The sequence below is a fragment of the Bradyrhizobium sp. WSM1417 genome (genome assembly GCF_000515415.1).
GTDB lineage: Bacteria > Pseudomonadota > Alphaproteobacteria > Rhizobiales > Xanthobacteraceae > Bradyrhizobium.
Genome location: NZ_KI911783.1, coordinates 4,096,164 through 4,122,064, shown reverse-complemented (window position 1 = coordinate 4,122,064; position 25,901 = coordinate 4,096,164). Strand labels below are relative to the sequence as shown.

The window sequence follows — 25,901 nt, the reverse complement described above, 5'->3', positions numbered from 1 at the left end:
GAGTTTACTCCGCCGCCTGGCGCACGTGGCGTGCGGTCGGCGTGCGCATGGTGACGAGCTCTTCGGACGCGGTCGGATGCAGTGCGATCGTCGCGTCGAAATCGGCCTTGGTCGCCTTCATCTTCACTGCAATCGCGACTGCCTGCGTGATCTCGGCCGCGGCATCGCCGACGATGTGACAGCCGAGCACGCGGTCGGTTGAACCGTCGACGACGAGCTTCATCAGCACGCGGGTATCGCGGCCCGACATCGTCGCCTTGATGGGGCGGAACGTGGTCTTGTAAATGTCGACATGGCTGAATTGCGCGCGGGCCTCGGTCTCGGTGAGGCCGACGGTGCCGACCTCCGGCTGCGAGAACACGGCGGTCGGGATGTTGGCGTGATCCACCTGCACCTCGCGCTTGCCGAACACGGTGTCGGCGAACGCATGGCCCTCACGAATCGCGACCGGCGTCAGGTTGAAGCGATGGGTGACGTCGCCGATTGCATAGATGCTGTCGACCGAGCTCCTCGAGAAATGGTCGACCGCGATGCCGCCGTTCCGCGGGTTGATGGCTACGCCGGCCTTCTCCAGGCCGAGATTGGCCACCGCCGGATGGCGGCCGATCGCGAACATCACCTGGTCGGAGGCGAGGCTCGATCCGTTCGACAGATGCGTGGTGAATTCCTCGCCGTGCCGATCGACCTTCGTCACCGTGCAGCCGGTGAGGATGGTGATGCCCTGCTTCTCCATCCCGGCGCGGACGTGGGCGCGAACATCCTCGTCAAAGCCGCGAAGAATGTTGTCGCCGCGATAGACGACTGTGACGTCGGAGCCGAAGCCGGCGAAGATGCCGGCGAATTCCAGCGCGATGTAGCCGCCGCCCTGGATCACGATCCGCTTCGGCAACTTGGTCAGGTGAAACGCCTCGTTGGAGGAGATCACGTGCTCGATGCCGGGAATCGGAGCGCCGTGATTGGGCGCGCCGCCGGTGGCGATCAGAATGTATTTTGCGGTGATCTTCCGGTCGTTCTCGAGCAGACGGACGGTGTGCTTGTCCTCGATCACCGCGCGGCTCTTGACGATTTGCGCGCCCGACTTCTCCACATTGGCGGTGTAAGCCGCCTCCAGACGCGCGATCTCCTTGTCCTTGTTGGCGATCAGCGTCGGCCAGTCGAAGCTCGCAGGCGGAACGGTCCAGCCAAAACCGGCGGCGTCCTCGATCTCATGGCGGAAATGCGAGCCAATGACGAACAGCTTCTTCGGCACGCAGCCGCGGATCACGCAGGTCCCGCCCATGCGGTACTCTTCCGCGATCATGACGCGGGCGCCGTAACCGGCCGCGATGCGGGCGGCACGCACGCCGCCCGAACCGCCACCGATGACAAAGAGGTCGACGTCGAATTCAGCCATTGTCCACTCCGACCTCTTTCAGAACATGATCCGGATTCTGATCAGATAGGAACTGTCAGATCTCCTTGCCACGCTTGCGCATCTCGGCGCGGAAGGCACCCATCACGGTCTCGGAGAAGTTCTGGGCCCAGGAGTTCATGAAGGCCATGCTCAGCCCGATGGCGCGCGGCTCGGCTTCGATCAGCTTCTTGCCCAGCGGCGACTTGTAGAAGGTGACGAGATCCTTCAGCTCCTGCTCGGTGAACTCGCTGGCATAGACCTGCGCCATACCTTCTCCGATTTCCTTTTCGCGGCCTGCCAACTGCTGGTTGACGACCCCGGCGACCTCGGTGAGATCTTTCTGATAGTTGAGGTTCTGCTGGATCAGCGCGATCTTGGTCTTGTCGACCAGGCCGGGCACGGCGTTCGCGTACATCGCACTGGCGTTCTTGATTGCCAGGATCTCCTTGGCGGCCGCAATGGCCGCCGGCGTCGATTTCGGCCCCGCGGCCTGCTGGGCCCCGGCCGGGGCGACCGAGAGGGCCAGTCCCACAGCGAGGGTCGCGACCGACAACAATTTCAAAACGCTCTTCATTCCTAGTCTCCTTTCGGCTTTCGCCGTTCAATCACGCGAATTCCCTCGCCACCCGCCAAGACAGCCGAGCTGGCCAAGCCGATGAACAAACCATGCTCGACAACGCCGGGGATCGCGCTCAACGCGGTAGCGAGGCGCGCGGGATCCTCAATCTTTTCGAGCTGGGCATCGACGATCCAGTGGCCGCCATCGGTGACGAAAACGTGGCCGTCCTTGCCGTTGCGGACCGCCATCTGCCCGGAAACGCCGCATTCCGCAAACGCCTTCTCGATCGCGCGACGCGTTGCGCCGAGCCCGAACGGGATGACCTCGACCGGCAGCGGAAAGCGGCCGAGTGTCGGCACCCATTTGGTGTCGTCGGCAATCACGATCATGCGATCCGAGGCGGCCGCCACGATCTTCTCGCGCAACAGCGCGCCGCCGCCGCCCTTGATCAGATTGAGTTCGGGGTCGATCTCGTCGGCGCCGTCGATTGTGATGTCGAGATGGTCGATCTCATCCAGCGTCGTCAGCGGCACGCCGCATCGCAGCGCATCGAGGCGCGTCGCCTCGGACGTCGGCACGCCGATCACTTTCAGTCCGGCGCGGACGCGCTCGCCGAGCAGCTCGACGAAATGTTTTGCGGTCGAGCCGGTGCCGAGCCCGAGCTGCATGCCGTCACGGACGTCCTCGAGGGCGCGCGCCGCAGCCTGCCGCTTCAACTGGTCCATGTTCACGTTTGCGCCGTCCCTGAATTACGAGTGCTGCCTCATAGGCTCGCGGCGGCCTGTGTAGCCTCGTTTTCCCTCGGAGAACAGGGCCTGGGGGAACAGGCCTCCGGGCCCACCTTATAAGGTGATCTTATGGCTTCGGCCCTTGCGCGGGCGGGGCCGGGCCGGTAGCGCTGGGCCATGATCCCCTCCCACACCATCGTCTTCGATCTCGACGGCACGCTTGTGGATACGGCGCCCGACCTGATCACCGCGCTCAATTACGTGCTCGACCGCGAAGGGTTGCCGCCCGTGCCGATGGCCTCGGCCCGCAACATGATCGGCGCCGGCGCCCGCAAGCTGATCGAGCGGGGGCTAGAGGCCGAGGGCCGCAGCGTCACGGTTGCCGACATGGACCGGATGACGGCCGATTTCATCGCCTATTACGCCGACAATATCGCGGTCGAATCCCGGCCCTTCGAGGGGCTGGAGGCCGCACTCGACCATTTTGCGGCCCAGGGCCATCGCCTCGCGGTCTGCACCAACAAGCTGGAATGGTTGTCGAAGCGCTTGCTGGATCAGCTCGACCTGAGCCGGCGCTTCGCCGCAATCTGCGGCGCCGACACTTTTGGGGTCCAGAAGCCCGATCCGACCATTTTCCGCGAAACGGTGGCGCGGGCCGGTGGCGAGGTCAAAGCCAGCATCATGGTCGGCGATGCCGGACCCGATGTCGGCGTGGCCCGGCGCGCCGGAGTTCCCGTGATCGGGGTCAGCTTCGGCTATACGGACGTACCGATTGCCGAGTTGAAGCCGGACCGGCTGATCCATCACATGCGCGACCTGCCGGCCGCCGCGAGCAGCCTGATGACTGCGCAGGAAGCTCTCAAGTAGCTGAGATAGCTTGGTTATTCCGCAGAATCCCGCGTTAACCATCCACTAACTATGCGCGGCCCGCCGGTTGCTCGCTGGAAACGACGCTCCTAAGTTCGCGTGGAATGTGGCGGTTCGTCGCACTCGGTGGATGTCATGCGTCGTGTCATCACGTTGACGTTAGCCGGAGTAAGCGTCCTCGGGGCAACAAGTCTTGCCGCCTGCTCCTCAATGTCTTCGACTTCCTGGGACATGTTCAAATCGGCCCCGCCGATCGTCCAGGTCCGGCTCGAATCCAATCCTCCGGGCGCTGACGCCACGACCTCACTGGGACAGGGCTGCAAGACCCCCTGCTCCGTGTCGGTTCCCGCCCCCGAAGTCCCCTTCACGGTCGCTTTCGCGCTGCCGAAATACCAGCCGGTAAGCGTGCCGGTGAACGTCATCAGGAATCCCGGCGACTTCACGACGCCCGCCTCGGTCACCACCGACCCCAACCCGGTTTTCGCGGAGCTCCAGCCGGCCATTCCGCCAAAACCGGTCCGCAGGCCGCACCGGCCGAAGAAACCGAAACCCGTGGCGCCCGCCGCTGCCCCGGCTGCTGCCGCACCGGCCGCGGGCTCGCCGTTCCCGGATCCAAACGCCGGCAAGCGCTGACCTCCGTCATCCCCCCAATTGTCTCTGACGCGTTCGATGCTTAGATTGCGTCCAGGACGACGCTGAAGCAAAACTGCTCGCGTTGCCGCAAGTGACAAGGCATTTGGTATGAACGGACTTTCCGCGAGCCCCCGCGCCGCGCTGTCGAGCGCGATGACCGATCCGTTCGGACGGACCATCTCGTATTTGCGCGTCTCCGTCACCGACCGCTGCGACCTGCGCTGCTTCTACTGCATGTCGGAAGATATGACGTTCCTGCCCAAGGCGGACCTGCTGACGCTGGAGGAGCTCGATCGGCTCTGCTCGGCCTTCATCGCCAAGGGCGTGAAGAAGCTGCGGCTCACCGGCGGCGAACCGCTGGTCCGCCGCAACGTAATGACATTGGTGCGCTCGCTGTCGCGGCATCTCGAGAGCGGCGCGTTGAACGAGCTGACGCTGACCACCAACGGCACCCAGCTCGCGAAATACGCAAGCGAGCTCGCCGATTGCGGTGTCCGCCGCATCAACGTCTCGCTCGACACGCTCGACCCCCAAAAGTTTCGCGAGATCACCCGGTGGGGCGAGATCGACAAGGTGCTGGAAGGCATCGAGGCGGCACGCGCTGCGGGCCTCGCGGTCAAGATTAACGCCGTGGCGCTGAAGAATCTTAACGAGGACGAACTTCCCGACCTGATGCGCTGGGCCCACGGCAAGAGCATGGGCCTGACGCTGATCGAGGTCATGCCGATGGGCGAGATCGGATCGGGACGGATCGACCAATACCTGCCGCTGTCGCTGGTGCGCGCGCGGCTCGCCCAGCAATTCACGCTGACGGATCTGGCCGAGAGCACCGGCGGGCCGGCGCGCTATGTCAGCGTCGCCGAGACCGGCGGCAAGCTCGGCTTCATCACCCCGATGACCCACAATTTCTGCGAATCCTGCAACCGCGTGCGCGTCACCTGCACGGGAACGTTGCACACCTGCCTCGGCCACGAGGATGCCTCCGATTTGCGCAAACCTCTGCGTGCATCGGACGACGATTCGCTGCTTGCGGATGCGATCGACCGCGCCATTGGCTTGAAGCCCAAGGGCCACGATTTCATCATCGACCGCCGCCACGACCGCCCCAGCGTTAGCAGGCACATGAGCGTCACCGGCGGCTAGCATCGGCTGCCCGGCCGCGGCTTATTCCCCTTAACTATCAACAAACTTCCGATTGACTGGCGGCAAACTCGCTGGTTTGGTGCGGCTGCCTCATGCCTGCGCGGCGAGACAAGCCAACGCGCCACTCGGCGCAGTCAAGACGGCCGGGGCAAATCGGGGAGGACCAATCTTGCAAGCGCTCCTGAAGCTGAGCAATGGAATTGACGCGTTCACACGTTGGACCGGCAAGCGTCTGGCTTGGCTGATCCTGCTCGCCGTCGTCATCTCGGCGCTGAATGCGATCATTCGAAAGACGTTGGACACGTCCTCCAACTCGTGGCTCGAGCTGCAATGGGTGCTTTTCAGCATCGTGTTCCTGCTGTGCGCGTCCTGGACGCTGCTCGACAACGAGCACATCCGGATCGACATCTTCAACAGCATGATGCCGAAACGGGCTCGCAACATCATCGACATCATCGGGCACATCTTCTTCCTGATCCCGCTGACCATCGTCATGATCGTGACCGGAATACCGTTCTTCCTGCGCTCGCTTCAGATCAACGAGCAATCCGGCAATGCGGGCGGCCTGCCGCAATGGCCGGCCAAGTCGCTCATCATGATCGGCTTCGCGCTCCTGCTTGTTCAAGGCATCTCCGAACTGATCAAGCGGATCGCCATCATGCGTGGCATGATTCCGGATCCCCACGAGTCGCAGATTTCGGCGCTGGAGGCCGAAGTCGAGCATCTCGTTGAAGCGATCGAACAGAAGTGATCGCCAAGCGGCATCGTAGGGGGATTCAATGACCGCGTTTATCGTCGCCAATATGGCGCCAATCATGTTCGCGACGCTCGTCGTCGTGCTGCTGCTCGGCTACCCTGCGGCATTTTCGCTCGGCGCCGTAGGCCTGTTCTTCGCCATCATCGGCGTCGAGCTCGGGCAATTCCACCCGGACTTTCTCCAGGCCCTGCCGGAGCGCGTCTACGGCGTGATGAACAACGACACGCTGCTCGCCATCCCCTTCTTCACCTTCATGGGACTGGTGCTCGAGCGCTCCGGCATGGCCGAGGATCTGCTCGACACTATCGGCCAGTTGTTCGGCACCATTCGCGGCGGCCTCGCTTACGCGGTGGTGTTCGTCGGCGCCCTGCTTGCGGCGACCACCGGCGTCGTGGCGGCCTCGGTGATCTCGATGGGCCTGATCTCGCTGCCGATCATGCTGCGCTACGGCTACGACCGCCGCGTGGCGACCGGCATCATCGCGGCCTCCGGCACGCTGGCGCAGATCATTCCGCCCTCGCTCGTCCTGATCGTGATGGCGGACCAGCTCGGCAAATCGGTCGGCGACATGTACGAGGGCGCGTTCATTCCGGGCCTGGTGCTCGCCGGCCTCTATGCAGGTTACGCGTTCCTCGTGACCATGATTTTCCCGAAGGCGGCGCCGGGCCTGCCCAAGGAAGCCATCGGTTTCCGCGAGGAGAGCGGCGACCGCGGCCTGAAGTCGCTCGGCGTGCTGTTCCTGGCGAGCTGCGTCTTCGGCTGGTTCATGATGCGGAATTCGGAGACCCACGGCGCCGACTTTGTCGTGCTCAGCATGTTCTTCGGCATCCTCTTCGCATTCTTCGTCGCCATCGCAAACTGGGTCCTCGACAAGCTGACGGGCTTCCGTTTCCTCTCGAAGATGGCGCAACAGACCACCTTCGTGATGGTGCCGCCGCTGTTCCTGATCTTCCTGGTGCTGGGCACGATCTTCATCGGTGTCGCGACGCCCACCGAAGGCGGCGCCATGGGTGCAGCCGGCGCCCTCATTCTTGGAGCCGCGAAGCGGCGGCTGACTTGGGACCTGATCCGTCAGGCCACCGAATCGACGGCGAAGCTGTCCGCGTTCGTCGTCTTCATCCTGGTCGGGGCGCGCGTGTTCTCGCTCACCTTCTACGGCGTCAGCGGCCACGTCTGGGTCGAGCACCTGCTGACCTCCCTACCCGGCGGCCAGGTCGGCTTCCTGATCTTCGTCAACGCCTTCGTGTTCGTGCTGGCGTTCTTCCTCGATTTCTTCGAACTCGCTTTCATCGTGATCCCGTTGCTCGGGCCGGCTGCCGAGCATCTCGGCATCGATCTGATCTGGTTCGGCGTCATCCTCGGCGTCAACATGCAGACGTCATTCATGCACCCGCCATTCGGATTTGCGCTGTTCTATTTGCGATCGGTGGCACCGAAGGAGCGCTATACGGATCGCGTCACCGGCAAGCGCATGGAGCCGGTCACGACGGGACAGATCTATTGGGGTGCGGTGCCGTTCGTCGTGATCCAGATGATCATGGTGCTGCTCGTGATCATGTTCCCGTCGATGGTGATGCACTACAAGGGCGTGCAGTCCACCGTCGATCCCAACAGCATCAAGATCGACATTCCCCAGATCGATCTGCCGCCGCTCGACTTCGGCCAGCCGAAGCAATAGCGCCCCGCTCGCTTGCAAAAAAAGAACCCGGAGCTTTCGCTCCGGGTTTTTTCGTTTGCGCCGATCGCGCGCCCTGCGATCAGCTCTGCGAGTTGCGCGCCATGAAGTTGTCATAGCCGACTTCGGCGACCTGGAACCACTGATATCCGTTGTTCGAGAACGCGGTCAGCGATTCGTAGACCTTCTTGAAGTCGGGGTTGGTGGCCGAGACTTCGGTGTGCAGCTCCTTTGACGCCTTGAAGCAGGCCTGCATGATCTCGGGCGAGAACGGATGCAGCTTGGCGCCGGCCGCGAGCAGGCGCCGCAACGCCGGTGGATTGGCCTGGTCGTACTTCGCCATCATCCAGTTGTTGGCGTAGTGCCCCGCCTGCTCGAGGATGCTCTGGTAGTGCTTGGGCAGCGCATTCCACTTGTCCTGGTTGACGAAGGCGAGCAGCATGGGCCCGCCTTCCCACCAGCCCGGGAAGTAATAATGCGGCGCGACCTTGACGAAGCCGAGCTTCTCGTCGTCATACGGGCCGACCCATTCGGCGGCGTCGATAGTGCCCTTCTCCAGCGCCGGATAAATGTCGCCCCCGGCGATCTGCTGCGGCACCGCGCCAAGTTTGGCCATCACCTTTCCGGCGAAGCCGCCGATGCGGAATTTCAACCCGCTGAAGTCCTGGGGCGTCTTGACCTCCTTGCGGAACCAGCCACCCATCTGACAGCCGGTGTTGCCGGCAAGCAGCGAGACGACGTTGTACTTCTTGTAGAACTCGTTGAGGATGTCCCTGCCGCCGCCGAGTGTGTACCAGGCCTGGTTGATGCGCATGTTCGGTCCGAACGGCACAGCCGAGCCGAAGGTAAAGGTCGGGTCCTTGCCGAAATAATAGTAGGACGCGGTGTGTCCGATTTCGCAGGTGCCGTTCTGCACGGCATCGAGCACCTGCAGGCCCGGCACGATCTCGCCGCCGGCAAATGTCTGAATCTGGAATTTGTTGTCGGTCGCCTCCGCGACCATCTTGGCCATCATCTCGGCGCCGCCATAGAGCGTATCGAGCGATTTCGGCCAGCTCGTCGGCATGCGCCATTTGATCTCGGGCGTCGTCTGCGCGATCGCTGGAGCGGCGAGCGTGGCGACACCCGCCGCACCAAGCCCGGTGACCTTGATGAAATCTCGTCTTTTCATGATTTCCTACCCTGATGGATTGTGACGGTGGGCCTTCTTGCCGAGGCTTGGAGGCCAGCATGGAACATGTGTCGTCCGATTTCCATCCCTCACGATGTGAGGGACGAAAATGCCCAGCTCCCGCACCCTCCGGTCCTACGACTTTAGGCTTAGGCGGCCAGCGGCCTGGCCCCTTCCATCACATCCGCCTCGGCCGGCATGACGGGTGCGCCGGGCACGTGACAAGCGCCGGAAACACGGGCATACCGCGCCATTCCCGCACCCTAAGGTCGCCACGCATGTCTCGATCGCACGCTGCTCCATCGCTCGTTGGTCCGTTAATCGCATCGCTCTGGCTGGCATGTGCGGCAATGCCGGCCCATGCGGAGCCCAGCGCGAATGTCACGGCCGACGTCCATGTGCTGGCGCAAAAGGAGCAGCAGCCGCTGCTCGACACGCTGCGCGATCTCGTCAGCATCGAATCCGGCAGCAAGGATATCGACGGCTTGAACCAGATCGCCGAGCGCGTTGCCGGCCAGCTCAAGCAACTTGGCGGCACGGTGGAGATCCTGCAACCCACCGACGTCTATCGCCTCGACGACACACCCGAGAAAATCGGCCCGGCCGTACACGCCGTATTCAAGGGCACAGGCAGCAAGAAGATCATGCTGATCGCCCACATGGACACCGTGTACCTGAAGGGCATGCTGAAGGATCAACCGTTCCGCATCGACGGCGACAAGGCCTACGGCCTCGGCATTGCCGACGACAAGCAGGGCCTCGCGCTCATTCTTCATACGGTGGCGTTTCTGCAGAAGCTGAGCTTCCGGGATTACGGCACGCTCACGGTGCTCACCAATGGCGACGAGGAGATCTCTTCACCGGGCTGGCGCAGCACCATCACCAGATTCGCCTCGGATCAGGACGTGGTGTTCTCCTTTGAAAGCGGCGGCACCGATGGCACGCTGCGGCTGGCCACCAGCGGTATCGGCTCGGCCTATCTCACGGTGCAGGGCAAGTCGTCGCATGCGGGCTCACGGCCCGAGGGCGGCGTGAATGCGCTGTACGAACTCTCGCACCAGCTGCTGCAGATGAAGGACCTGTCCAAGCCAGAGCAGGGCCTGAAACTGAACTGGACGGTCTCCAAGGCCGGCACCAACCGCAACGTCATCCCCGCGGAGGCCACGGCCCAGGCCGACGCACGTGCACTCAAGGTCGCCGATTTCGACGAGCTCGAGAAGACACTTCAGGAGAAGATCAAAAATCACCTGCTGCCCGACTCCAAGGTCGCGCTCAAATTCGAGGTGCGTCGCCCGCCGCTGGAGGCCAACGACGCCTCGCGCCGCGTGGCGGCCTACGGCAAGACGATCTATGGGGAGCTCGGACTGCCCCTCAAGGTCGACGAGAAAGCGACCGGCGGCGGCACCGACGCGGCGTTTGCCGCGCTCAAGACCAACGCAGCCGTCGTGGAAGGCATGGGCCTGTCGGGCTTCGGCGCGCATTCGAACGACGCCGAATATGTGCAGCTCAACAGCATCGTGCCGCGTCTTTATCTGACCACGCGCATGATCATGGATTTGTCCACCGGCAAGCTGAAATAGCTCTATCTTCCTTCTCCCCTTGTGGGAGAAGGTGGCGCGAAGCGCCGGATGAGGGGTTCTCTCCGCGCGCTCCATTGAGAGATTGGCTGCGCGGAGACAACCCCTCACCCGCCTCGCCGCTATCGCGTCGAGCCACCCTCTCCCACAAGGGGAGAGGGTTCAGCGTCAACGACGCGCCCGTTCTTCTCAATCGCCTTGGATGCCTCCGCCAGCCTGAACCGCAGCGTGAACTGCGCGCCGCCGCCCGGAAGATTCTCCACCGCAACCGTCGCCGCGTGATCATCCGCCACCGCACGAACGATCGAGAGCCCGAGGCCGGCGCCGTCGCTGCGCTGGCGGTCGGCGCGCCAGAAGCGCTGGAAGATCAATTCGCGCTCGGCTTCCGCAATTCCCGGTCCGCAATCGCGCACGCGCACCGCGCCGTCCTCGCTTACATCGACATCGACCGACGTGTCCTTTGCCGTGAACTTGATGGCGTTTTCGGCGAGGTTGAAGATCGCGCGCTGGAGCATCACGGAATTGCCGTGGATCAGCACCGGCGCCTCGGTGCCCCTCAGCGCGATGTCCTTGTGCTGCGCGATCGCGAGCGGCGCGATCGAACCGACCACCTCGGCGCAGACCGCGCGCAAATCCGCGGTCTCGCCGGGATCGAGCACCAGCGTGTCGAGCTCGGCGATCTCCAGCAGCTGCGCGACGATGCGGCTCATGCCCTCGATGTCGGCATGCAGCGCCTGCCGTGCAGCGCCGTCGCCGAGCGTCTCGATTCGCGTGCGCAGGATCGCGAGCGGCGTGCGCAATTGGTGCGCGGCGTCGGCGGTGAACTGCCGCTGCACCCGAAAGCCGCCCTCGAGGCGGTCGAGCGCCTGGTTGACGGCGGTGACGAGCGGCATGATCTCGCGCGGGATCTGCTCCGTCGGCAGGCGGATGTCGGTGCGCGCCGGGCCGATATTGCTCGCCTCCTCGGAGGCCTTCCACAGCGGCGCGACGGCGCGGCGAAAGATGATGATGTCGATGGCGAGCAGGACCAGCAGGATCGGAATGGTGATCCACCCGACCCGCCGGAAGAAGTTCGACACGATGTCGTCGATGATAACGTCGCGGTGCGCCAGGTCCTCCGCGACGCGAATGCGTATGACCTTGCCGTCGATGGTGCGGGTGACGCCGGCGCCGGAAATCGTCTCGGAGAGCGGCGGTGGCGCAACCGTGGCAGTGCCGGTCTTGCGACGCGACGAGAACAGCAGATTCCCCTCGGCATCGCGGATGTCGTACTGGTAGCGGCCATAGGCTTCCGAATAGAGACCCTTGAGACTGTCCGGCAGGTTGAACGTCAGCAGCCCATCGGGCTGGGCGACGATGCGCTCGGCCAATACCTCGGCCTGCGCGCGCATGGCATCGCGATGCAGCTGGTCGATCTCGGAATTGAGCAGCCAGAACAGCACCAGCGGCAGGAAGATCGCGACCACAGCGACCGCCACGATGTGCAGGAACACGATGCGCCAGATCAGCGATTTGAACGTGGGCGACCTCGCATGGATCCCGGCGCGGAATCCGGCGTGAGATCCGATCCGGGCCACGCTATTTCTCCTCGGCCATGAGATAGCCGACGCCACGGATGGTGTGGATCACGACCTTGGCGCCGTGCTCGGTGAGCTGCTTGCGCAGCCGCGAGACGTAGACCTCGACCGCGTTGGAGGCGACCTCGCCATCGAGGCCGAAGATGTGGTCCTCGACGTTCTTCTTCGGCACCACCCGCCCCTGCCGGCGCAGCAGGATCTCGAGCACCGAGGTCTCGCGCGCGGAGATGATGCGCGGCTGGTCGTCGACGAAGATCTGGCGGCTTTCGGTGTCATAGACGAGGTTGGCAAGGCGCAGCGAGCGGCCAAGCAACTGGCCGGGGCGGCGCAGGATCGCCTCCAGCCGCGCCACCAGCTCCTCCATCGCGAACGGTTTTGCGAGATAGTCGTCGGCGCCGCTGCGCAGGCCGCTGACGCGGTCCTGCAAGCCGCCGCGCGCGGTCAGCACCAGCACCGGCAACGGCTCCATCTGCCGGCGCAGCTCGCGCAGCACCGACAGGCCATCGCCGTCGGGTAGTCCGAGGTCGAGGATCATCGCGGCATAGCTGACGCTGCTGACCGCCTCGCGCGCTTCGGCGGCACTGCCGACGATGTCGCTCTCATAGCCGGCCGCCGACAGCCCGCCGGCAACGAGCCGCGACAGCTCGGCATTGTCCTCGACGATCAGAAGGCGCATCGCATTTTCCCGCGGGATGTTCCGGTATCACCGCACGGCTCGCGCCGCATCTTCGCTGTCTGCCACCATCCGGGGCATCTCGGCCAGCGAAAAAGCATCCTCCGCCGGGCGGCCGCTCCCTTCCGTCAGGTTCCTGTAAGCCAATCAAGACATGTGCGGATGAGGTCCCGGATGGCGCGGAAGCTTGCCTCCTTGGGCCCTGTCGTCCGCGTCGCATCGACCCTGCCAAGGAACGAACAACCCCGCGGACCGTTTACCTCAGCTGCAACATTTCTCATTTGATGGGGCGTCGTGCAGACCACCTAAGGTAATGCACATGCGCCTTGCACGACGAACACGTTCCAGCTCCCTTCTATCCGATTGCCTGACCGCCATCACGCGACATCCGGGCGCCGCCGCGTTTGCTGCCGCAGGTACCCTCGTTGCGGCTACCGCAATCATAAATCGGCGGCTCGCGAACAAAGCGCAACGCGATAATCCTCCGCAGGGTCGGTTCATCGACGTCGAGGGGGTTCGCCTGCACTATCTGGAACGCGGCAGGGGCAAGCCGCTGGTTTTGTTTCACGGCAATGGCAGCATGGTCCAGGATTTCGACTCGAGTGGATTGATCGATCTCGCAGCCGAGAATTACCGGGTCATGGTGTTCGATCGTCCGGGCTTTGGGCATAGTTCGCGGCCGCGACACGTCGTCTGGACGCCGGATGCCCAGGCGGACCTGTTCAAGAAGGCGCTCGATCAGTTGGGCGTCTCTCAAGCGATTGTCCTTGGCCATTCGTGGGGAGCGTCGGTTGCGGTTGCGCTGGCGACAAGACATCCTTCGTTCGTGCAGGCTCTCGTGCTGGCCTCGGGATATTATTTCCCGACGCCCCGCTCAGACAGCGCCACGTCCGTGCTATCCGCCCTACCAGTGGTCGGCGACGTCATCAGCTCCACGATTTCGCCGCTAGCCGGTCGGATGATGTGGCCCGCGATGTTGCGCAAGTTGTTTGGCCCGCGGCCGGTCCCGAACAAGTTCGCTGGCTTTCCGAAAGAAATGGCGCTCCGCCCATCACAGATGCGGGCCGCAGCGGCCGAAGCGACGATGTTGGTCCCCGCCGCATTCTCAGGTTCGAAGACTTATGCAGAACTCAAGATGCCCACGATCATTATCGCGGGCCAGGACGATCGTCTGATCGATATCAAGCAGTCGGTCAGGCTGCATGGCGAACTCAAGCAGAGCAAATTGCACCGGATCGACGGAGCGGGACACATGATTCATCATTCCGCAACCGCTGATGTGATGGCGGCCATCGACGAAGCTGCTGCCGAGGCCGTGTTGACCCATGGGAGGGAAGGTCCGGGCGTGCAGCAGCCCCGAGAGACTTCCGGCGCGTGAACGAGCGCGAGGATAGTCGAATGTCGCCTATTTGGCCCTGACCTGCTTCGTACGATGCTCCTGAAAAGCGACTCTGAGTTCGGCCAGTTGATCACTCGTCGCTCCCAGTTCCGCATCGGCACGGCTTGCAGGTAAATCCATGTAAGCAATCGGCTGATCGAACTGACTCGCCGTGAAGTCATACCGCTGGCCTTTGATGCGATTGTAAAAATGGTCGCCGGCCGGCAGCGGCGTCCTCAGCAACTCGCCGCCGAAGAGCTCGTGAACCAGCAGCGAGGTGACATTGCATTGCCCGCCCGCCGGATTGCTCGCCGTCCATTGACTGGCGGTTGCCAAGGACCAGGCCTTGCGCAGCGCGCTTTGAACTTCACCGGGATCGAAGCTCATCGTCAACCCACGCCAGCCGCCGAGGCGCTCATTTCGGATTTTGCGATAACGCCTTTATGCCACTGTTTTGCCCGACGAGTCAAACGGGTCTCGCTGAAGCGCTCGCTTGGTACTCCTGGGCACACCCCGCTTTGACGCCCAAATTGCGAAGTTCTCATCGCCCCCGCGATGCTCGGGACTGCCTGCCAATTAGCTTCATCGCATCAAGCGCTTGGCTGCACTCGCAACGCGTTGTCCTCCCACCCCTCGTCTACTGTGCATGGGGTTGTTTTTCAGATTTTTTGTTGGAGGCCCCCGCCCGTACCGCGGCGACAACGCCGCTCGGCGGCTTCCGCCTCGCCTATTCCGATCGCGTCATCCCAAAGAAAAAGCCCGGCCTCGCGAACGAGACCGGGCATGTCGTCTTGCGACTGGTTCGAAGATCAGCCGCGGGTGCGCGAGCGGATCATGAAGCTGTCGTAGGTGTATTCGGCAACCTGCCACCACAGATATTCGTCGGAGCGGTAGGCCTGCATGGCGTCGATCGACTTCTTGAAGTCGGGATTCTTGGCCGAGATCTCGCCCCACAATTCGTTGGTCGCCTTGAGACAGGCTTCCAGAACTTCATTGGTGAACGGGCGAAGCTGCGTTCCGCCGGCGACCAGACGCTTCAGGGCGCCGGGGTTCACCATGTCGTAGCGCGCGGCCATCCAGGTGTTGGTGTTGACCGTCGCGTTGGTGAGGATCGCCTGGTAGTTCTTCGGCAGCTCGTTCCACTTGTCGATGTTGGCGAAGGCGTGAACGGTCGGACCGCCTTCCCAGAAGCCCGGATAGTAGTAGTACTTGGCGACCTTGGCGAAGCCGAGCTTCTCGTCATCGTAGGGGCCGACCCATTCGGCCGCGTCGATGGTGCCCTTCTCCAGCGACGGATAGATGTCGCCGCCGGCGAGCTGCTGCGGCACCACGCCGACCTTCTGGAGCACCTGGCCGGCAATGCCGCCGATGCGCATCTTGAGGCCCGAGAGGTCGGCAACGGTCTTGATCTCCTTGCGGAACCAGCCGCCCATCTGGGTGCCGGTGTTGCCGCACGGGAAGCCCACCACGTTCGACTTCTTGAAGAACTCGTTGGCGAGCTCGTTGCCGCCGCCCTGGTAGAGCCAGGAATTCTGCTGGCGTGCGTTCAGGCCGAAAGGCACCGACGCGAAGATCGCGAAAGTCGGGTCCTTGCCGACGTAATAATACGACACCGTGTGGCACATCTCGACGGTGCCCTTCTGGGTCGCATCCAGCGCCTGCAGGCCCGGGACGATTTCACCCGCCTGGAAGACCTGGATCTGAAACTTGTTGTCGGTCATCTCGGCGACGTACTTCGCCATCTGCTCGGCACCGCCGTAGATGGTGTCGAGCGACTTCGGGAAGCTCGACGTCAGGCGCCACTTGATCTCGGGCGAGGACTGCGCGATCGCCGGCGAGGCCACCGCTGCGGTCGCCGCCGCACCGGCTGCCGACACTTTCAGGAAATCACGACGCTTCATCTTCAGTCTCTCCTTGTTGGGGCGTTTCCCCTAACTTCCTCTTTGCTGCCGCTCATTCCGGCGACGCGTTCTTGGGCCGCGTCGAACCGAAGGGGCTTGACTGCCGTCGGCCTTTAACACGGAAGCCCCGCTTTCGAAACGCGACATTGGCATGACAGGGCTCTACGAAAGTCGCATGTCCCCAGTGTATCGGTTTGAAGAGGTTGGTTGGATCCGCTCAGGCCGCGGCGATGACGCCCTTGAGTTGGTCCCGCACCTGTCCCGCAATGGCGCGGTAGATCGCCGCATGGGGACCATCCGGCTCGCTGTCCACCACGGGCGTGCCGGCGTCCGAGGTGGCGCGAATCGCCATGTGCAGGGGGACCTCGCCCAGGAACGGTACCCCGAGCTTCTCGGCCTCGTGGCGCGCGCCGCCATGGCCGAAAATGTCGGATTTCGTGCCGCATTGCGGGCACTGGAAATAGCTCATGTTCTCGACGATGCCGAGCACGGGCACGTTGACCTTCTTGAACATCGCAATCCCCCGCCTTGCGTCGATCAGGGACAGGTCCTGCGGGGTCGAGACGATCACGGCGCCCTTCAAGGGGACGTTCTGCGCCAGCGTGAGCTGGGCATCACCGGTCCCCGGCGGCATGTCAACGACGAGGACGTCGAGCTGGCCCCATGCGACGTCGCGCAGCATCTGCGTCACCGCCGACATCACCATCGGCCCGCGCCAGATCATTGCGGTCTCTTCCTCAACCAGGAAGCCGATCGACATGATCGCCAGGCCAAAGCGCTTGAGCGGAATCATCTTGCGCTCGCCATCCAGCTCCGGCTTCTCATGCAGGCCCGTCAGCCGCGGCACCGAGGGGCCGTAGATGTCGGCATCGAGCAGCCCGACCTTGAGGCCGAGATCGCGCAGGCCCAGCGCAAGATTGAGCGCGGTGGTGGACTTGCCGACGCCGCCCTTGCCCGAGGCGACCGCGATCACGGCCGCAACGCCCGGAATCTCGGACTGCCGCGCCATCGGCGATTGGGCGCCGCCCTGCGGCGGCGGCTTGTGGGCATGGACCGGCTGCACGCCTGGCGTGCCGCGGCTGGGCGTTGGCGGCGGTGGCGGCGCCGCGCCGGCCTTCCGCTCCGCCGTAAGCGCCACCATGACGGTGGTGACGCCGGGAATAGCGCGCACCGCGGCCTCGGCCTCGGCCCGGACGGATTCCCAGGCGCGCGCTTCGGCGGCATCGACATTGATCGAAAAGAACACCTTGCCATCAGCCGCGCTGATCGCGCTCAGCACATTGGCATTAGTGAGCGCGACCCCGCGGGGCGACTTGATCCTGGCGAGGCTGTCGAGAACCTGTTGCTGCGTCACGCTCAAAGCGCATCTCCTAGAATTCAAGATGCCCCATTAGAGCGGAAACGCCCAAAAGGCTACTGCCTGCCGATATCGTCAGCCATCTCGGCGGGCGCCGCGCCCTGCTCCAGGGCAGCCTCGTAGTTCAGCTCGATCATGACCCCGTTGGGGTCGTGGACGAAGATCTGCCAGAGTTCGCCGCCGGGCACTTGGCGGGAGTCGAACTTCATCCCCTTTGAGGCCAGCCGCTGCTTCATGCCGTCAAACCCGCGGCTGGCGAAGGCGACATGGTGGACAACGCCGGAATCCGGCTTTTGTGGCTCGGCAGTCGGAGAAATATCGACGAGGTGCACCACCGGCTTACCCTCGCTGTACATCCAGGCGCCGGGGAAGGCGAAATTCGGCCGGGCGCCTTTTTCCAGGCCCAGCACGTCCTCGTAGAAGCGGACGGTCTCGGCCAGATTCCGGGTCCGGATGTTGAAATGATCGAGCACGCCCACGCTTACGCCGCCCATGCCTTCGCTCCCTTGTTTGAAGTCCTTAGGTCCGCCACCCTAGCACAAGCGGGGGCCAAACGAACCCGTTGCCCTCCGGCCTCAAGGGTTTATGGTGCGGCCGATCTGCCGCAATGGCGGAACCGGGCGCCCCTCGCCCGGCAAGAACCGTAAAACCCAAACTACGGACAAGGTACCACAGATGGCTAAAGTCGCTTTCCTCGGTCTCGGCGTGATGGGCTTCCCCATGGCCGGACACCTCGTGAAAAAAGGGGGCCATGAGGTCACCGTCTACAACCGCACCGCGGCCAAGGCGAAGGAGTGGGCAGACAAGTTCGGCGGCAAGACCGCCGCGACCCCAAAGGCTGCTGCCGAGGGCCAGGACTTCGTGATGTGCTGCGTCGGCAACGACAACGATCTGCGCGCGGTCACGATCGGTGCCGACGGCGCGTTTGCCGGCATGAAGAAGGGCGCGACCTTCGTCGACCACACCACCGCGTCCGCCGAGGTCGCGCGCGAACTCGATGCGGCCGCGACCAAGGCCGGCTTCAAGTTCATTGACGCACCCGTGTCCGGCGGCCAGGCCGGCGCCGAGAATGGCGTGCTGACGGTGATGTGCGGCGGCGCGCAGGACGCCTATGCGGGTGCCGAGCCGATCATCACAGGCGCCTATGCGCGGATGTGCAAACTGCTCGGGCCGGCCGGCTCCGGCCAGCTGACCAAAATGGTCAACCAGATCTGCATCGCCGGCCTCGTCCAGGGCCTCTCCGAGGGTATTCACTTTGCCAAGAAAAGTGGCCTTGACGTCGCGGCCGTGATCGAAACCATCTCCAAGGGTGCCGCGCAGTCCTGGCAGATGGAAAACCGTTACAAGACCATGAACGAGGACAAATACGATTTCGGCTTCGCGGTTGAATGGATGCGCAAGGACCTCTCGATCTCGCTGGCCGAAGCCCGCCGCAATGGCGCCAATTTGCCGGTGACCGCGCTGGTCGACCAGTTCTACTCCGAGGTCGAGAAGATGGGTGGCAAGCGCTGGGATACGTCGAGCCTGCTCGCGCGCCTTAATCGCTGACACCTGACGAAGTGATCCTGCCTTGCTGATCGCACTCGCCGCAATCTTCGTCTTCGCCTATGCGGCGATCGCGCTCGAGCATCCGATCGGGGTGAACAAGAGCGCGTCTGCGCTCCTCGGCGCCGGCGTGCTCTGGACAATCTATGCGCTCGCGACCGGTGACCACACGCTGGTCGGCCGTCAGCTAGATGAGTCCGTCGCCTCCACCGCGCAGATCGTGTTCTTCCTGATTGGCGCGATGACGATCGTCGAAGTGATCGACGCCCATGATGGTTTCGAAGTCATTACCTCCCGCATCAGCACCACCAGCCAGGTTCGTCTGATATGGCTGATTGGCTTCGTGACCTTCTTCCTCAGCGCAATCCTCGACAATCTGACCACCACCATCGTCATGGTCTCGCTGATCCAGCGATTGATCGCCAAGCGCGACGACCGGCTGCTGTTCGCCTCCCTCATCGTCATCGCCGCTAATGCCGGCGGTGCATGGACCGTGATCGGCGACGTCACCACGACCATGCTGTGGATCGGTGGGCAGATTTCGCCCCTGAAAATCATGGGCTCCGTTTTCTTGCCCTCGCTACTCAACCTGCTGGTGCCGCTCGCATTCATCAGCTTTTCGCTCAAGGGCAAGACCATCGCACCACCGCCGAAAGAGGACGGATTGCAAAGCGTCGATCCGTTCGAGCGGAACGTGATGTTCTATCTCGGACTCGGCGTACTGATCGCGGTGCCCGTCTTCAAGACGGTCACGCACCTGCCGCCCTTCATGGGCGTCCTGCTTGGGCTTGGCATCGTGTGGCTGGTCGGCGAGATCGTTCACCGCGACAAGGATGAGCATGTCCGCGGTCCCCTCACGCTTGCGAATGCGCTGACGCGGATCGACATGGGCTCGATCGTGTTCTTCCTCGGAATCTTGCTCGCGGTCGCCTGCCTCGAACATGCCGGCCTGCTCTCCATGCTGGCCAAATGGCTGGACACCGCGATCGGCCGACAGGACATCATCGTGATCGTGCTCGGGCTGCTTAGCGCCGTCATCGACAACGTGCCGCTGGTCGCCGCGACCATGGGCATGTACGACCTGGCGCATTATCCACCCGACAGCTTCCTCTGGGAGTTCATCGCCTATTGCGCCGGCACCGGCGGTTCGATCCTGATCATCGGCTCGGCCGCGGGCGTCGCCGCCATGGGACTCGAGCGCATCGAGTTCCTCTGGTACGCCCGCCGCATCGCCGTTCCCGCGCTCGCCGGTTACTTGGCGGGCGCCGTGGTGTACATCGCGCAGCACGCGGCGCTGCATTGAGCGGCTCACGCCGGATCCAAAATTAACGCCGGGTTAACGTAATTCTTTAGCTCCTTAAGTCACCTCTTAAGGATTTCTTGCCAGAGATAGACAATGCAGAAGGCCCGCCCCGCGCGGGCAGGAATTGTTGTTGTGCGATGAGTAAACCCGCTGAAAAGCCCGAGGTTGTGCAGCTTCCGGCCGAGCCGGTGAGCGTGCCGTCGGCGAGCCATCGCCGGGCTGCGGCACAGCGGGTGCGCGAGGCGCGCGATAAGTTAACGTCGACCAGTGGAACCCGGCCGGCTTTCGACGCCGAAATGCTGCGTCATTACGCCCAGACGCGGCTGTCGGCCTCCTATGTCGTGATGCTGCTTGTGGTCGCGACAGGCGTGCTGTTTGGGCTGTGGATGCAGCCGATCCCGGCCGCGGCCTGGACCGCCGGCATGCTTTGCATCCATGCCGCGATGATCCGCAGCTGCCACCGCTTCCTGGCCGAGCCCGCCTCGCCCGCGGCAACGCGCGCATGGCAGACGCGTTTCGTCGTGCTCGACCTGCTCTATGGCCTTTGCTGGATGGCGATCCTGATCCATCCCGTGCTCGACATGATCACGGAATCGCTGATGATGTTCCTGATGCTGCTGGTGATCGCAGTGTCGAGCATGCTGGCCGCCAATCTGCCGATCGCCGCCCTTGCCGCCACCGCGCCGGTCGCGGTCGCGATGGCGCTGAGCTTCGTGATGACCGGCTCGCTGGACAATTACATCCTGGCCGCGCTCGCCCTCGCCGCCGAAGGCTATTTTGTGCTGCTGGCCCACCGCCTGCACTCTTCGACCTTCGCCACGCTCGAGGCGCGCGCCGAGAAGGACGCACTGATCGGCGAGCTCGAACAGGCCAAGGCGATCTCGGACGAAGCGCGCCACCGCGCCGAATCCGCCAATGTCGCCAAGTCGCGCTTTCTGGCGCAGATGAGCCACGAATTGCGGACGCCGCTCAATGCGATCCTCGGCTTCTCCGAGGTGATGAAGAGCGAGATTTTCGGCGCGCATGCCGTGCCGGTCTACAAGGAGTACTCGGCGGACATCCACAATTCCGGCGTCCACCTGCTCAACCTCATCAACGAAATTCTCGATCTGTCGCGGATCGAGGCCGGCCGCTACGAGCTCAATGAAGAAGCGGTGTCGCTGGTCGGCATCGTCGCCGATTGCCATCATTTGATGAAGCTGCGCGCCTCGAGCCGTGGCATCACTATCCACGAGGTGTTCGAGCAGGCAATGCCGCGGCTCTGGGCCGACGAGCGCGCGATCCGCCAGGTCGTGCTCAATCTGCTCTCCAACTCGATCAAGTTCACTCCGCAGGGTAGCGAGATCTGGCTCAAGGCCGGCTGGACGGCCTCAGGCGGACAATATCTCTCGGTGAAGGATACCGGCTCCGGAATCCCCGAGGACGAGATCCCGGTCGTGCTGGCTTCGTTCGGCCAAGGCTCCAACTCGATCAAATCGGCCGAACAGGGCGCCGGTCTCGGCCTGCCGATCGCCAAGAATCTGGTCGACCTACATGGCGGTACGTTCACGCTGAAATCGAAGCTGCGCATCGGCACCGAAGTGATCGTCACCTTCCCGCCCGAGCGCGTGATGAGCGCTCTGGCGCCGATGTCGGATGATTCTCCGCCGCTCCAGCCCGAGAGTTCCGCGGTAGCGGACGAGAAGCGCCGGCCCCGTCGCAAGCCGATCATGAGCGCAGGTACGGGCTCGTAACGAGATGCTTGCAGACATGCCCGACCATCCGCCACTATGTCCGAATGAGCAAAGAAACGCCGTGCGTCGCCGTCTGCATGATCGATCCCAAGACCAGGCTGTGCTTCGGCTGCGGACGCACATTGCCGGAGATCGCGCGCTGGCACGCCATGGAGAGCGCGGAACGACTGGCGGTCATGGCGCTGTTGCCGGCGCGCATGAATCAGGCTGGACTTGCGCCCATCGCGGGATCGCCAAAACACACCTGACCGGTCGGCGCGCATCTGGAGATACGCAATGACCCGCTTCCTGCTGGTTCTCATCACGCTCGCCGGCACGGCCGGTGCCGTCGTCGCCTATGGCGATTCCGACCAGATCGCGCGCGCGAGCAGCAAGGTCTCGCATATCTTTCGCCCGCAGACCGCAGCGCCCGCCCCCGCCGTGCAGATCCCTCGCGGCCAGGGCGGCGAATTCGCGCTGCGCGCAAAGATCAACGGCGTGGCCGCACCGATGGTCATCGACACCGGCGCGACTTCGGTAGTGCTGACCTGGGAAACCGCGAAAGCGATCGGGCTGCCGCTTGAGATGCTCGAATACGACGTCGATCTCGAAACCGCGGGCGGTCACACCAAGGCGGCCCGCCTCACCATCGACCGCCTCTCCGTCGGTCACCTCGTCGAGAAATCGGTCCCCGCCCTCGTCGTGCCGCGCGGTCAGATGAAGACCAACCTGCTCGGCATGAGCTTCCTGGACCGCCTGGAGAGCTGGGGCGTGCGCGCCGACAAGCTGATGCTCACCGGTTATCCGGAGCTCCAGACCAATCACCGCCGCTCGCGCCTGGCAGTCGACTAGACTTTTGCAATCCGGCTCGTCATGTGACTCCGGCTAGGCTGCCGCCTCCGCCGGCGCGCGGGCACCGACACGCGCAATCGCATCGCGCAGCACCTCGAGGCCGGCGCCCGGCTTCACCCCCTGCTCGGCAAGATGCCGGCGGAAGGCGCGCGCGCCGGGCACGGCATGGAATGCGCCGACGAAATGCCTCGTCATGGAGTGCAGCCGCGTGCCGCGCGCGAGCTGTCGTTCGATGTAGGGCATCATCGCTTCGAGTGCATCCTGCATCGAGGCATGCGGCGCCGCCTCGCCGAAAATGTCGGTATCGACCGAGAGCAGCCGCCACGGCTCCTGATAGGCGGCTCGTCCAAGCATCGCACCGTCAACGTGATCGAGATGTGCTCTTGCCTCGTCGATGCCGGGGATGCCGCCGTTGATGATGACAGGCATATCGGCCATCGCTCGCTTGAGGCGATAGACGCGATCATAGTCGAGCGGCGGGATGTCGCGATTTTCCTTCGGTGACAAACCGCTGAGCCATGCTTTCCGGGCATGCACGATCAGCGCATCGCAGCCGGAGGCGACGACCGCGCGCGCAAGATTGTCGAGCGCGACCTCCGGATCCTGGTCGTCGATGCCGATGCGGCACTTCACGGTGACGGGCACAGCAACCGCACCCTTCATGGCCTCGACGCACCTCGCCACGAGATCAGGCTCCGCCATGAGGCAAGCGCCGAAACGGCCGTCCTTCACGCGGTCGGAGGGGCAGCCGACGTTGAGGTTGATCTCGTCATAACCGAACTCCTCGCCGATCCGCGCCGCCAGCGCCAGCTCGCGCGGATCCGACCCGCCGAGCTGAAGCGCGACCGGGTGCTCGACCAGGTCGAACCCAAGCAGCCGCTCCCGGTGACCATGAATGATGGCACCAGTAGTCAGCATCTCCGTATAGAGCAGCGCCCGCCGCGTCAGGTGACGGTGGAACACCCGGCAATGCCGGTCGGTCCAATCCATCATGGGCGCCACGGAAAAGAGATAGTGTTGTGATTTCAATGATTTACCTTATCATCTCAATAGGATGAAACACGAACCTGTGCACTCCAAACTAGCCGAAATTGCACACGTTTGTACCTGTTTTGACCTCTCAGTGCACACGTAGCGCACACGAATTGGGGAGTGCACACGCCCGTGGCCAGCTTCACTCAATTGCCTTCCGGGAACTGGCGCGTCCAGGTCCGCCGCAAGAACCGCTACGTGTCAGAGACCTTCCGCCGGCGCAAGGACGGCGAAGACTGGGCCCTCGATGTGGAGCGCAAATATCGATTGCAGCGGATCACCAAAGCCCAGTGCCGCTGTCCAAGTCAAAACCTTCGGCGATATTATCGATCTGCACATCGAAGACATGTGAACCAGGACCACGCCCGGGTGCTTCTGACGGGCGCGGTCGAGCATTGACGAGGTGAGTTGACGATCGTTGAAATCCAGACATCGGAAGGAGCGAGACCGGCGAAGCAGCTTTCGCCTACATGGCGAGCTCCAATTTCCAGCAAACGGCGCTAGCCGCATAGCGTATTCGGGCAAGCTGCTCAGGATAAAGCGCGCCCTGAGGCGAGGGCTGACGGCTTTGCCTGCCTCTGCTCAAGCGCACCATCATGGCGGAGAGCCACGATTCGCTATTCACAGCTCCACCATGCCCATCCAGAACATGGAGCTGTTGCCGACATCGACGTCGTATTTGCGTATGAACTCCAGCTTGCCGTCGTCGCCGATGCGAAATACCGACAGTCCAGCCGCAACAACCTTCAGTTGGTCGCCGTCACGCACGGTAACAGGCAGGTTATGCTCCGCGACGAGCATCTGGCCGCTCGGGTCGATCCGGAACGTGCGCGGATGCACACCGCGTGACTCTATGTGCTGTATGGGGGAGGACTCGCCCGTCTTCTCATCGATCGCATAGACTGCCAGCCCGTTCGCGCCACCCTTGAAGACCTGGATGGTGCCGAACGCCGCGGCGGCGTCCTGCGCGCTCGCCTGGCCAAGACCCTGGCGAGAAACAGGGCTGCAAGTGCTGTCCGGTTCATCAAGTTCTCCTTTTCCTCGGGATTTGAAGTCGATCGATCAAGCGGCGATTTCGGATGACTTGCCCGCAGCATCGATGAGATGCACGCGTTCGACGTCGACGTATGGCAGCAGCGAACGGATGCGCTCTACCGGCATCAGGCTGAACGCCGTCGACAGCGCGTCCGCCGCGGTCGCCCTACGGGATACCGTCGTGACGCTCCGGTAACGCACGGCGCAAGCGCCGGTCCGTGGATCGAACAGATGGTTGAAACGGCCTTTGGCATCGAACCGAAACCCGTAGCTCCCCGAGGTCGACACGGCCCGATCAACGATCGGAAGGATCGCCTCGGTGCGGCCCACGATCTCCGGATCGGCGACGCCCACTTCCCAGGCGCTGCCGTCCGGCCGCGCGCCGATCGCCCGGGTCTCGCCCATGTCCACCAGGCTGTGAGAGATGCCCTCGGCCTGCAGCAGCTCGACGATCTTGTCCGTCACGTAACCCTGCGCGATCCCGTTCAGCGTCACGGCCATTCCGTGAGGCATCGCAATCCGGTCGCGGCTGACCGACAGACGGTGATGGCCGACGCACCCGAGCGCGGCCTGGATCACCGCAGGCGGCGGACCGGCGGTGTCCGCCCCTTCTCGCGCGAAGTGGTTCGTATAGAGCTCCCACAACGGCTGCACCGTCGGGTCGAATGCGCCTTCCGTTAGCTCGGAGTAGCGCTGTGACAGAGTCAGCAGTTCGACCATTTCGGGCGCGGGGCCAACCAGGATGCCGGTCCGGTTCAGTTCGGCGAGAGCAGAGTCTTTCAGGTAGAGACTGAACTGCCGCTCGAGCCGGCGTGCCTCGGCGCAAGCTAAAGCGATCAGCCGTTCCGCTCGTCTGCGATCGTCGTCGTGGATCTCCATCGTGGCGGCCGCGCCCAGCATGGTACCGCGCCAGACGACGGGCCCAGCGCCGGCATGAACGGCACGGCCGGAGGGCAGAAGACCAAGTCCTGCCGCTGCGGCACTGATCCTGACGAAGCGTCGGCGCGATATCATCCCCGTCATCGTGTCCTCC

26 protein-coding genes are annotated in these 25,901 nt (G+C 63.6%); 13 read left to right on the top strand and 13 right to left on the bottom strand.

Annotated elements, in window-relative coordinates:
- Window positions 1-4 precede the first annotated feature (4 nt).
- Genes gor through rpiA form a run of 3 tightly spaced genes read right to left on the bottom strand, consistent with a single transcriptional unit; the run spans window position 5 to window position 2,683 of the window.
- Window positions 5-1,393: a glutathione-disulfide reductase gene (gene gor, locus BRA1417_RS0119595; protein WP_027517260.1), complete on the bottom strand. Its 1,389-nt coding sequence runs from the start codon at window positions 1,391-1,393 to the stop codon at window positions 5-7.
- Between the two features lie 55 nt (window positions 1,394-1,448).
- On the bottom strand, window positions 1,449-1,967 hold the full coding sequence (locus BRA1417_RS0119590) for a DUF2059 domain-containing protein (protein WP_027517259.1): 519 nt from the start codon (window positions 1,965-1,967) through the stop codon (window positions 1,449-1,451).
- A 2-nt stretch (window positions 1,968-1,969) separates the two neighbouring features.
- Window positions 1,970-2,683 carry a ribose-5-phosphate isomerase RpiA gene (gene rpiA / locus BRA1417_RS0119585; protein WP_027517258.1) on the bottom strand — a complete coding sequence of 238 codons (714 nt, stop codon included), beginning with the start codon at window positions 2,681-2,683 and terminating at the stop codon, window positions 1,970-1,972.
- Window positions 2,684-2,857: 174 nt separating this feature from the next.
- On the opposite strand from rpiA, the gene BRA1417_RS0119580 reads away from it, so the two are divergent.
- The 5 genes from BRA1417_RS0119580 to BRA1417_RS0119560 all read left to right on the top strand — a co-directional run bounded on the left by BRA1417_RS0119580 (window position 2,858) and on the right by BRA1417_RS0119560 (window position 7,758).
- Window positions 2,858-3,547 carry an HAD-IA family hydrolase gene (locus BRA1417_RS0119580; protein ID WP_027517257.1) on the top strand — a complete coding sequence of 230 codons (690 nt, stop codon included), beginning with the start codon at window positions 2,858-2,860 and terminating at the stop codon, window positions 3,545-3,547.
- Between the two features lie 135 nt (window positions 3,548-3,682).
- Window positions 3,683-4,180: a hypothetical protein gene (locus tag BRA1417_RS0119575; RefSeq protein ID WP_027517256.1), complete on the top strand. Its 498-nt coding sequence runs from the start codon at window positions 3,683-3,685 to the stop codon at window positions 4,178-4,180.
- A gap of 108 nt (window positions 4,181-4,288) precedes the next feature.
- Window positions 4,289-5,323 carry a GTP 3',8-cyclase MoaA gene (gene moaA / locus BRA1417_RS0119570; RefSeq protein ID WP_027517255.1) on the top strand — a complete coding sequence of 345 codons (1,035 nt, stop codon included), beginning with the start codon at window positions 4,289-4,291 and terminating at the stop codon, window positions 5,321-5,323.
- A 169-nt stretch (window positions 5,324-5,492) separates the two neighbouring features.
- Window positions 5,493-6,074 carry a TRAP transporter small permease subunit gene (locus tag BRA1417_RS0119565; RefSeq protein WP_027517254.1) on the top strand — a complete coding sequence of 194 codons (582 nt, stop codon included), beginning with the start codon at window positions 5,493-5,495 and terminating at the stop codon, window positions 6,072-6,074.
- Window positions 6,075-6,102: 28 nt separating this feature from the next.
- On the top strand, window positions 6,103-7,758 hold the full coding sequence (locus tag BRA1417_RS0119560; RefSeq protein WP_027517253.1) for a TRAP transporter large permease subunit: 1,656 nt from the start codon (window positions 6,103-6,105) through the stop codon (window positions 7,756-7,758).
- A 79-nt stretch (window positions 7,759-7,837) separates the two neighbouring features.
- Here the strand turns inward: BRA1417_RS0119560 and BRA1417_RS0119555 are convergent, their stop codons facing one another.
- Window positions 7,838-8,926: a TRAP transporter substrate-binding protein gene (locus tag BRA1417_RS0119555; protein WP_027517252.1), complete on the bottom strand. Its 1,089-nt coding sequence runs from the start codon at window positions 8,924-8,926 to the stop codon at window positions 7,838-7,840.
- A gap of 278 nt (window positions 8,927-9,204) precedes the next feature.
- On the opposite strand from BRA1417_RS0119555, the gene BRA1417_RS0119550 reads away from it, so the two are divergent.
- Complete coding sequence (locus BRA1417_RS0119550; protein WP_027517251.1) at window positions 9,205-10,506, top strand: M20/M25/M40 family metallo-hydrolase; 1,302 nt, start codon at window positions 9,205-9,207, stop codon at window positions 10,504-10,506.
- 119 nt (window positions 10,507-10,625) lie between these two features.
- Here BRA1417_RS0119550 and BRA1417_RS0119545 read toward each other — a convergent pair whose 3' ends face one another.
- Both BRA1417_RS0119545 and BRA1417_RS0119540 read right to left on the bottom strand, forming a co-directional pair.
- The gene (locus tag BRA1417_RS0119545; RefSeq protein WP_027517250.1) at window positions 10,626-12,080 is read right to left on the bottom strand and encodes a HAMP domain-containing sensor histidine kinase; all 1,455 of its coding nucleotides are present in this window, start codon (window positions 12,078-12,080) and stop codon (window positions 10,626-10,628) included.
- A 1-nt stretch (window position 12,081) separates the two neighbouring features.
- On the bottom strand, window positions 12,082-12,756 hold the full coding sequence (locus tag BRA1417_RS0119540) for a response regulator transcription factor (RefSeq protein ID WP_027517249.1): 675 nt from the start codon (window positions 12,754-12,756) through the stop codon (window positions 12,082-12,084).
- Window positions 12,757-13,072: 316 nt separating this feature from the next.
- Between BRA1417_RS0119540 and BRA1417_RS0119535 the strand changes: the two genes are divergently transcribed.
- Complete coding sequence (locus BRA1417_RS0119535; RefSeq protein ID WP_027517248.1) at window positions 13,073-14,131, top strand: alpha/beta fold hydrolase; 1,059 nt, start codon at window positions 13,073-13,075, stop codon at window positions 14,129-14,131.
- A 27-nt stretch (window positions 14,132-14,158) separates the two neighbouring features.
- On the opposite strand, the gene BRA1417_RS0119530 is transcribed toward BRA1417_RS0119535, so the two are convergent.
- From BRA1417_RS0119530 to BRA1417_RS0119515, 4 genes are all read right to left on the bottom strand, one after another.
- Window positions 14,159-14,518 carry a hypothetical protein gene (locus BRA1417_RS0119530; protein WP_027517247.1) on the bottom strand — a complete coding sequence of 120 codons (360 nt, stop codon included), beginning with the start codon at window positions 14,516-14,518 and terminating at the stop codon, window positions 14,159-14,161.
- A 422-nt stretch (window positions 14,519-14,940) separates the two neighbouring features.
- Window positions 14,941-16,032, bottom strand: a complete 1,092-nt coding sequence (locus tag BRA1417_RS0119525) for a TRAP transporter substrate-binding protein (protein WP_027517246.1) — start codon at window positions 16,030-16,032, stop codon at window positions 14,941-14,943.
- A 217-nt stretch (window positions 16,033-16,249) separates the two neighbouring features.
- The gene (locus BRA1417_RS0119520; RefSeq protein WP_027517245.1) at window positions 16,250-17,392 is read right to left on the bottom strand and encodes an Mrp/NBP35 family ATP-binding protein; all 1,143 of its coding nucleotides are present in this window, start codon (window positions 17,390-17,392) and stop codon (window positions 16,250-16,252) included.
- A gap of 53 nt (window positions 17,393-17,445) precedes the next feature.
- Window positions 17,446-17,883 (bottom strand): VOC family protein, encoded by a 438-nt coding sequence (locus tag BRA1417_RS0119515; RefSeq protein ID WP_027517244.1) that lies wholly within the window; start codon window positions 17,881-17,883, stop codon window positions 17,446-17,448.
- Between the two features lie 181 nt (window positions 17,884-18,064).
- Between BRA1417_RS0119515 and BRA1417_RS0119510 the strand changes: the two genes are divergently transcribed.
- The 5 genes from BRA1417_RS0119510 to BRA1417_RS0119490 all read left to right on the top strand — a co-directional run bounded on the left by BRA1417_RS0119510 (window position 18,065) and on the right by BRA1417_RS0119490 (window position 22,801).
- Window positions 18,065-18,937, top strand: coding sequence for an NAD(P)-dependent oxidoreductase (locus BRA1417_RS0119510; RefSeq protein ID WP_027517243.1), 873 nt, complete (start codon window positions 18,065-18,067; stop codon window positions 18,935-18,937).
- Window positions 18,938-18,959: 22 nt separating this feature from the next.
- Window positions 18,960-20,237 carry a sodium:proton antiporter NhaD gene (gene nhaD, locus BRA1417_RS0119505; protein ID WP_027517242.1) on the top strand — a complete coding sequence of 426 codons (1,278 nt, stop codon included), beginning with the start codon at window positions 18,960-18,962 and terminating at the stop codon, window positions 20,235-20,237.
- Window positions 20,238-20,374: 137 nt separating this feature from the next.
- A complete protein-coding gene (locus BRA1417_RS0119500) occupies window positions 20,375-21,970 on the top strand; it encodes a HAMP domain-containing sensor histidine kinase (protein WP_027517241.1) in 1,596 nt (531 codons plus the stop codon).
- Between the two features lie 44 nt (window positions 21,971-22,014).
- Window positions 22,015-22,218 carry a DUF1289 domain-containing protein gene (locus tag BRA1417_RS0119495; protein ID WP_027517240.1) on the top strand — a complete coding sequence of 68 codons (204 nt, stop codon included), beginning with the start codon at window positions 22,015-22,017 and terminating at the stop codon, window positions 22,216-22,218.
- A gap of 28 nt (window positions 22,219-22,246) precedes the next feature.
- A complete protein-coding gene (locus BRA1417_RS0119490; protein ID WP_027517239.1) occupies window positions 22,247-22,801 on the top strand; it encodes a TIGR02281 family clan AA aspartic protease in 555 nt (184 codons plus the stop codon).
- A gap of 33 nt (window positions 22,802-22,834) precedes the next feature.
- Here the strand turns inward: BRA1417_RS0119490 and dusA are convergent, their stop codons facing one another.
- The gene (gene dusA, locus BRA1417_RS0119485) at window positions 22,835-23,830 is read right to left on the bottom strand and encodes a tRNA dihydrouridine(20/20a) synthase DusA (protein ID WP_084462260.1); all 996 of its coding nucleotides are present in this window, start codon (window positions 23,828-23,830) and stop codon (window positions 22,835-22,837) included.
- Window positions 23,831-23,965: 135 nt separating this feature from the next.
- Between dusA and BRA1417_RS44125 the strand changes: the two genes are divergently transcribed.
- A complete protein-coding gene (locus BRA1417_RS44125; protein WP_198034844.1) occupies window positions 23,966-24,232 on the top strand; it encodes a hypothetical protein in 267 nt (88 codons plus the stop codon).
- Window positions 24,233-24,454: 222 nt separating this feature from the next.
- On the opposite strand, the gene BRA1417_RS45675 is transcribed toward BRA1417_RS44125, so the two are convergent.
- Together BRA1417_RS45675 and BRA1417_RS0119470 are read right to left on the bottom strand one after the other, a co-directional pair.
- Window positions 24,455-24,742 (bottom strand): beta-propeller fold lactonase family protein, encoded by a 288-nt coding sequence (locus BRA1417_RS45675; RefSeq protein ID WP_256379232.1) that lies wholly within the window; start codon window positions 24,740-24,742, stop codon window positions 24,455-24,457.
- 153 nt (window positions 24,743-24,895) lie between these two features.
- The gene (locus BRA1417_RS0119470; protein WP_027517235.1) at window positions 24,896-25,891 is read right to left on the bottom strand and encodes an FAD:protein FMN transferase; all 996 of its coding nucleotides are present in this window, start codon (window positions 25,889-25,891) and stop codon (window positions 24,896-24,898) included.
- Between the last annotated feature and the right edge of the window lie 10 nt (window positions 25,892-25,901).

Excerpts from the sequence above, each read along its gene's own strand:
- BRA1417_RS0119525 (WP_027517246.1), bottom strand. The coding sequence starts at position 16,032 with ATGAAGCGTCGTGATTTCCTGAAAGTGTCGGCAGCCGGTGCGGCGGCG.
- BRA1417_RS0119550 (WP_027517251.1), top strand. The coding sequence starts at position 9,205 with ATGTCTCGATCGCACGCTGCTCCATCGCTCGTTGGTCCGTTAATCGCA.
- BRA1417_RS0119535 (WP_027517248.1), top strand. The coding sequence starts at position 13,073 with ATGCGCCTTGCACGACGAACACGTTCCAGCTCCCTTCTATCCGATTGC.
- BRA1417_RS0119580 (WP_027517257.1), top strand. The coding sequence starts at position 2,858 with ATGATCCCCTCCCACACCATCGTCTTCGATCTCGACGGCACGCTTGTG.
- BRA1417_RS0119510 (WP_027517243.1), top strand. The coding sequence starts at position 18,065 with ATGGCTAAAGTCGCTTTCCTCGGTCTCGGCGTGATGGGCTTCCCCATG.
- BRA1417_RS0119590 (WP_027517259.1), bottom strand. The coding sequence starts at position 1,967 with ATGAAGAGCGTTTTGAAATTGTTGTCGGTCGCGACCCTCGCTGTGGGA.
- BRA1417_RS0119530 (WP_027517247.1), bottom strand. The coding sequence starts at position 14,518 with ATGAGCTTCGATCCCGGTGAAGTTCAAAGCGCGCTGCGCAAGGCCTGG.
- BRA1417_RS0119540 (WP_027517249.1), bottom strand. The coding sequence starts at position 12,756 with ATGCGCCTTCTGATCGTCGAGGACAATGCCGAGCTGTCGCGGCTCGTT.
- BRA1417_RS0119575 (WP_027517256.1), top strand. The coding sequence starts at position 3,683 with ATGCGTCGTGTCATCACGTTGACGTTAGCCGGAGTAAGCGTCCTCGGG.
- BRA1417_RS0119470 (WP_027517235.1), bottom strand. The coding sequence starts at position 25,891 with ATGACGGGGATGATATCGCGCCGACGCTTCGTCAGGATCAGTGCCGCA.
- BRA1417_RS0119495 (WP_027517240.1), top strand. The coding sequence starts at position 22,015 with ATGAGCAAAGAAACGCCGTGCGTCGCCGTCTGCATGATCGATCCCAAG.
- BRA1417_RS0119490 (WP_027517239.1), top strand. The coding sequence starts at position 22,247 with ATGACCCGCTTCCTGCTGGTTCTCATCACGCTCGCCGGCACGGCCGGT.
- BRA1417_RS0119555 (WP_027517252.1), bottom strand. The coding sequence starts at position 8,926 with ATGAAAAGACGAGATTTCATCAAGGTCACCGGGCTTGGTGCGGCGGGT.
- moaA (WP_027517255.1), top strand. The coding sequence starts at position 4,289 with ATGAACGGACTTTCCGCGAGCCCCCGCGCCGCGCTGTCGAGCGCGATG.
- BRA1417_RS0119515 (WP_027517244.1), bottom strand. The coding sequence starts at position 17,883 with ATGGGCGGCGTAAGCGTGGGCGTGCTCGATCATTTCAACATCCGGACC.
- BRA1417_RS0119560 (WP_027517253.1), top strand. The coding sequence starts at position 6,103 with ATGACCGCGTTTATCGTCGCCAATATGGCGCCAATCATGTTCGCGACG.
- gor (WP_027517260.1), bottom strand. The coding sequence starts at position 1,393 with ATGGCTGAATTCGACGTCGACCTCTTTGTCATCGGTGGCGGTTCGGGC.
- BRA1417_RS0119500 (WP_027517241.1), top strand. The coding sequence starts at position 20,375 with ATGAGTAAACCCGCTGAAAAGCCCGAGGTTGTGCAGCTTCCGGCCGAG.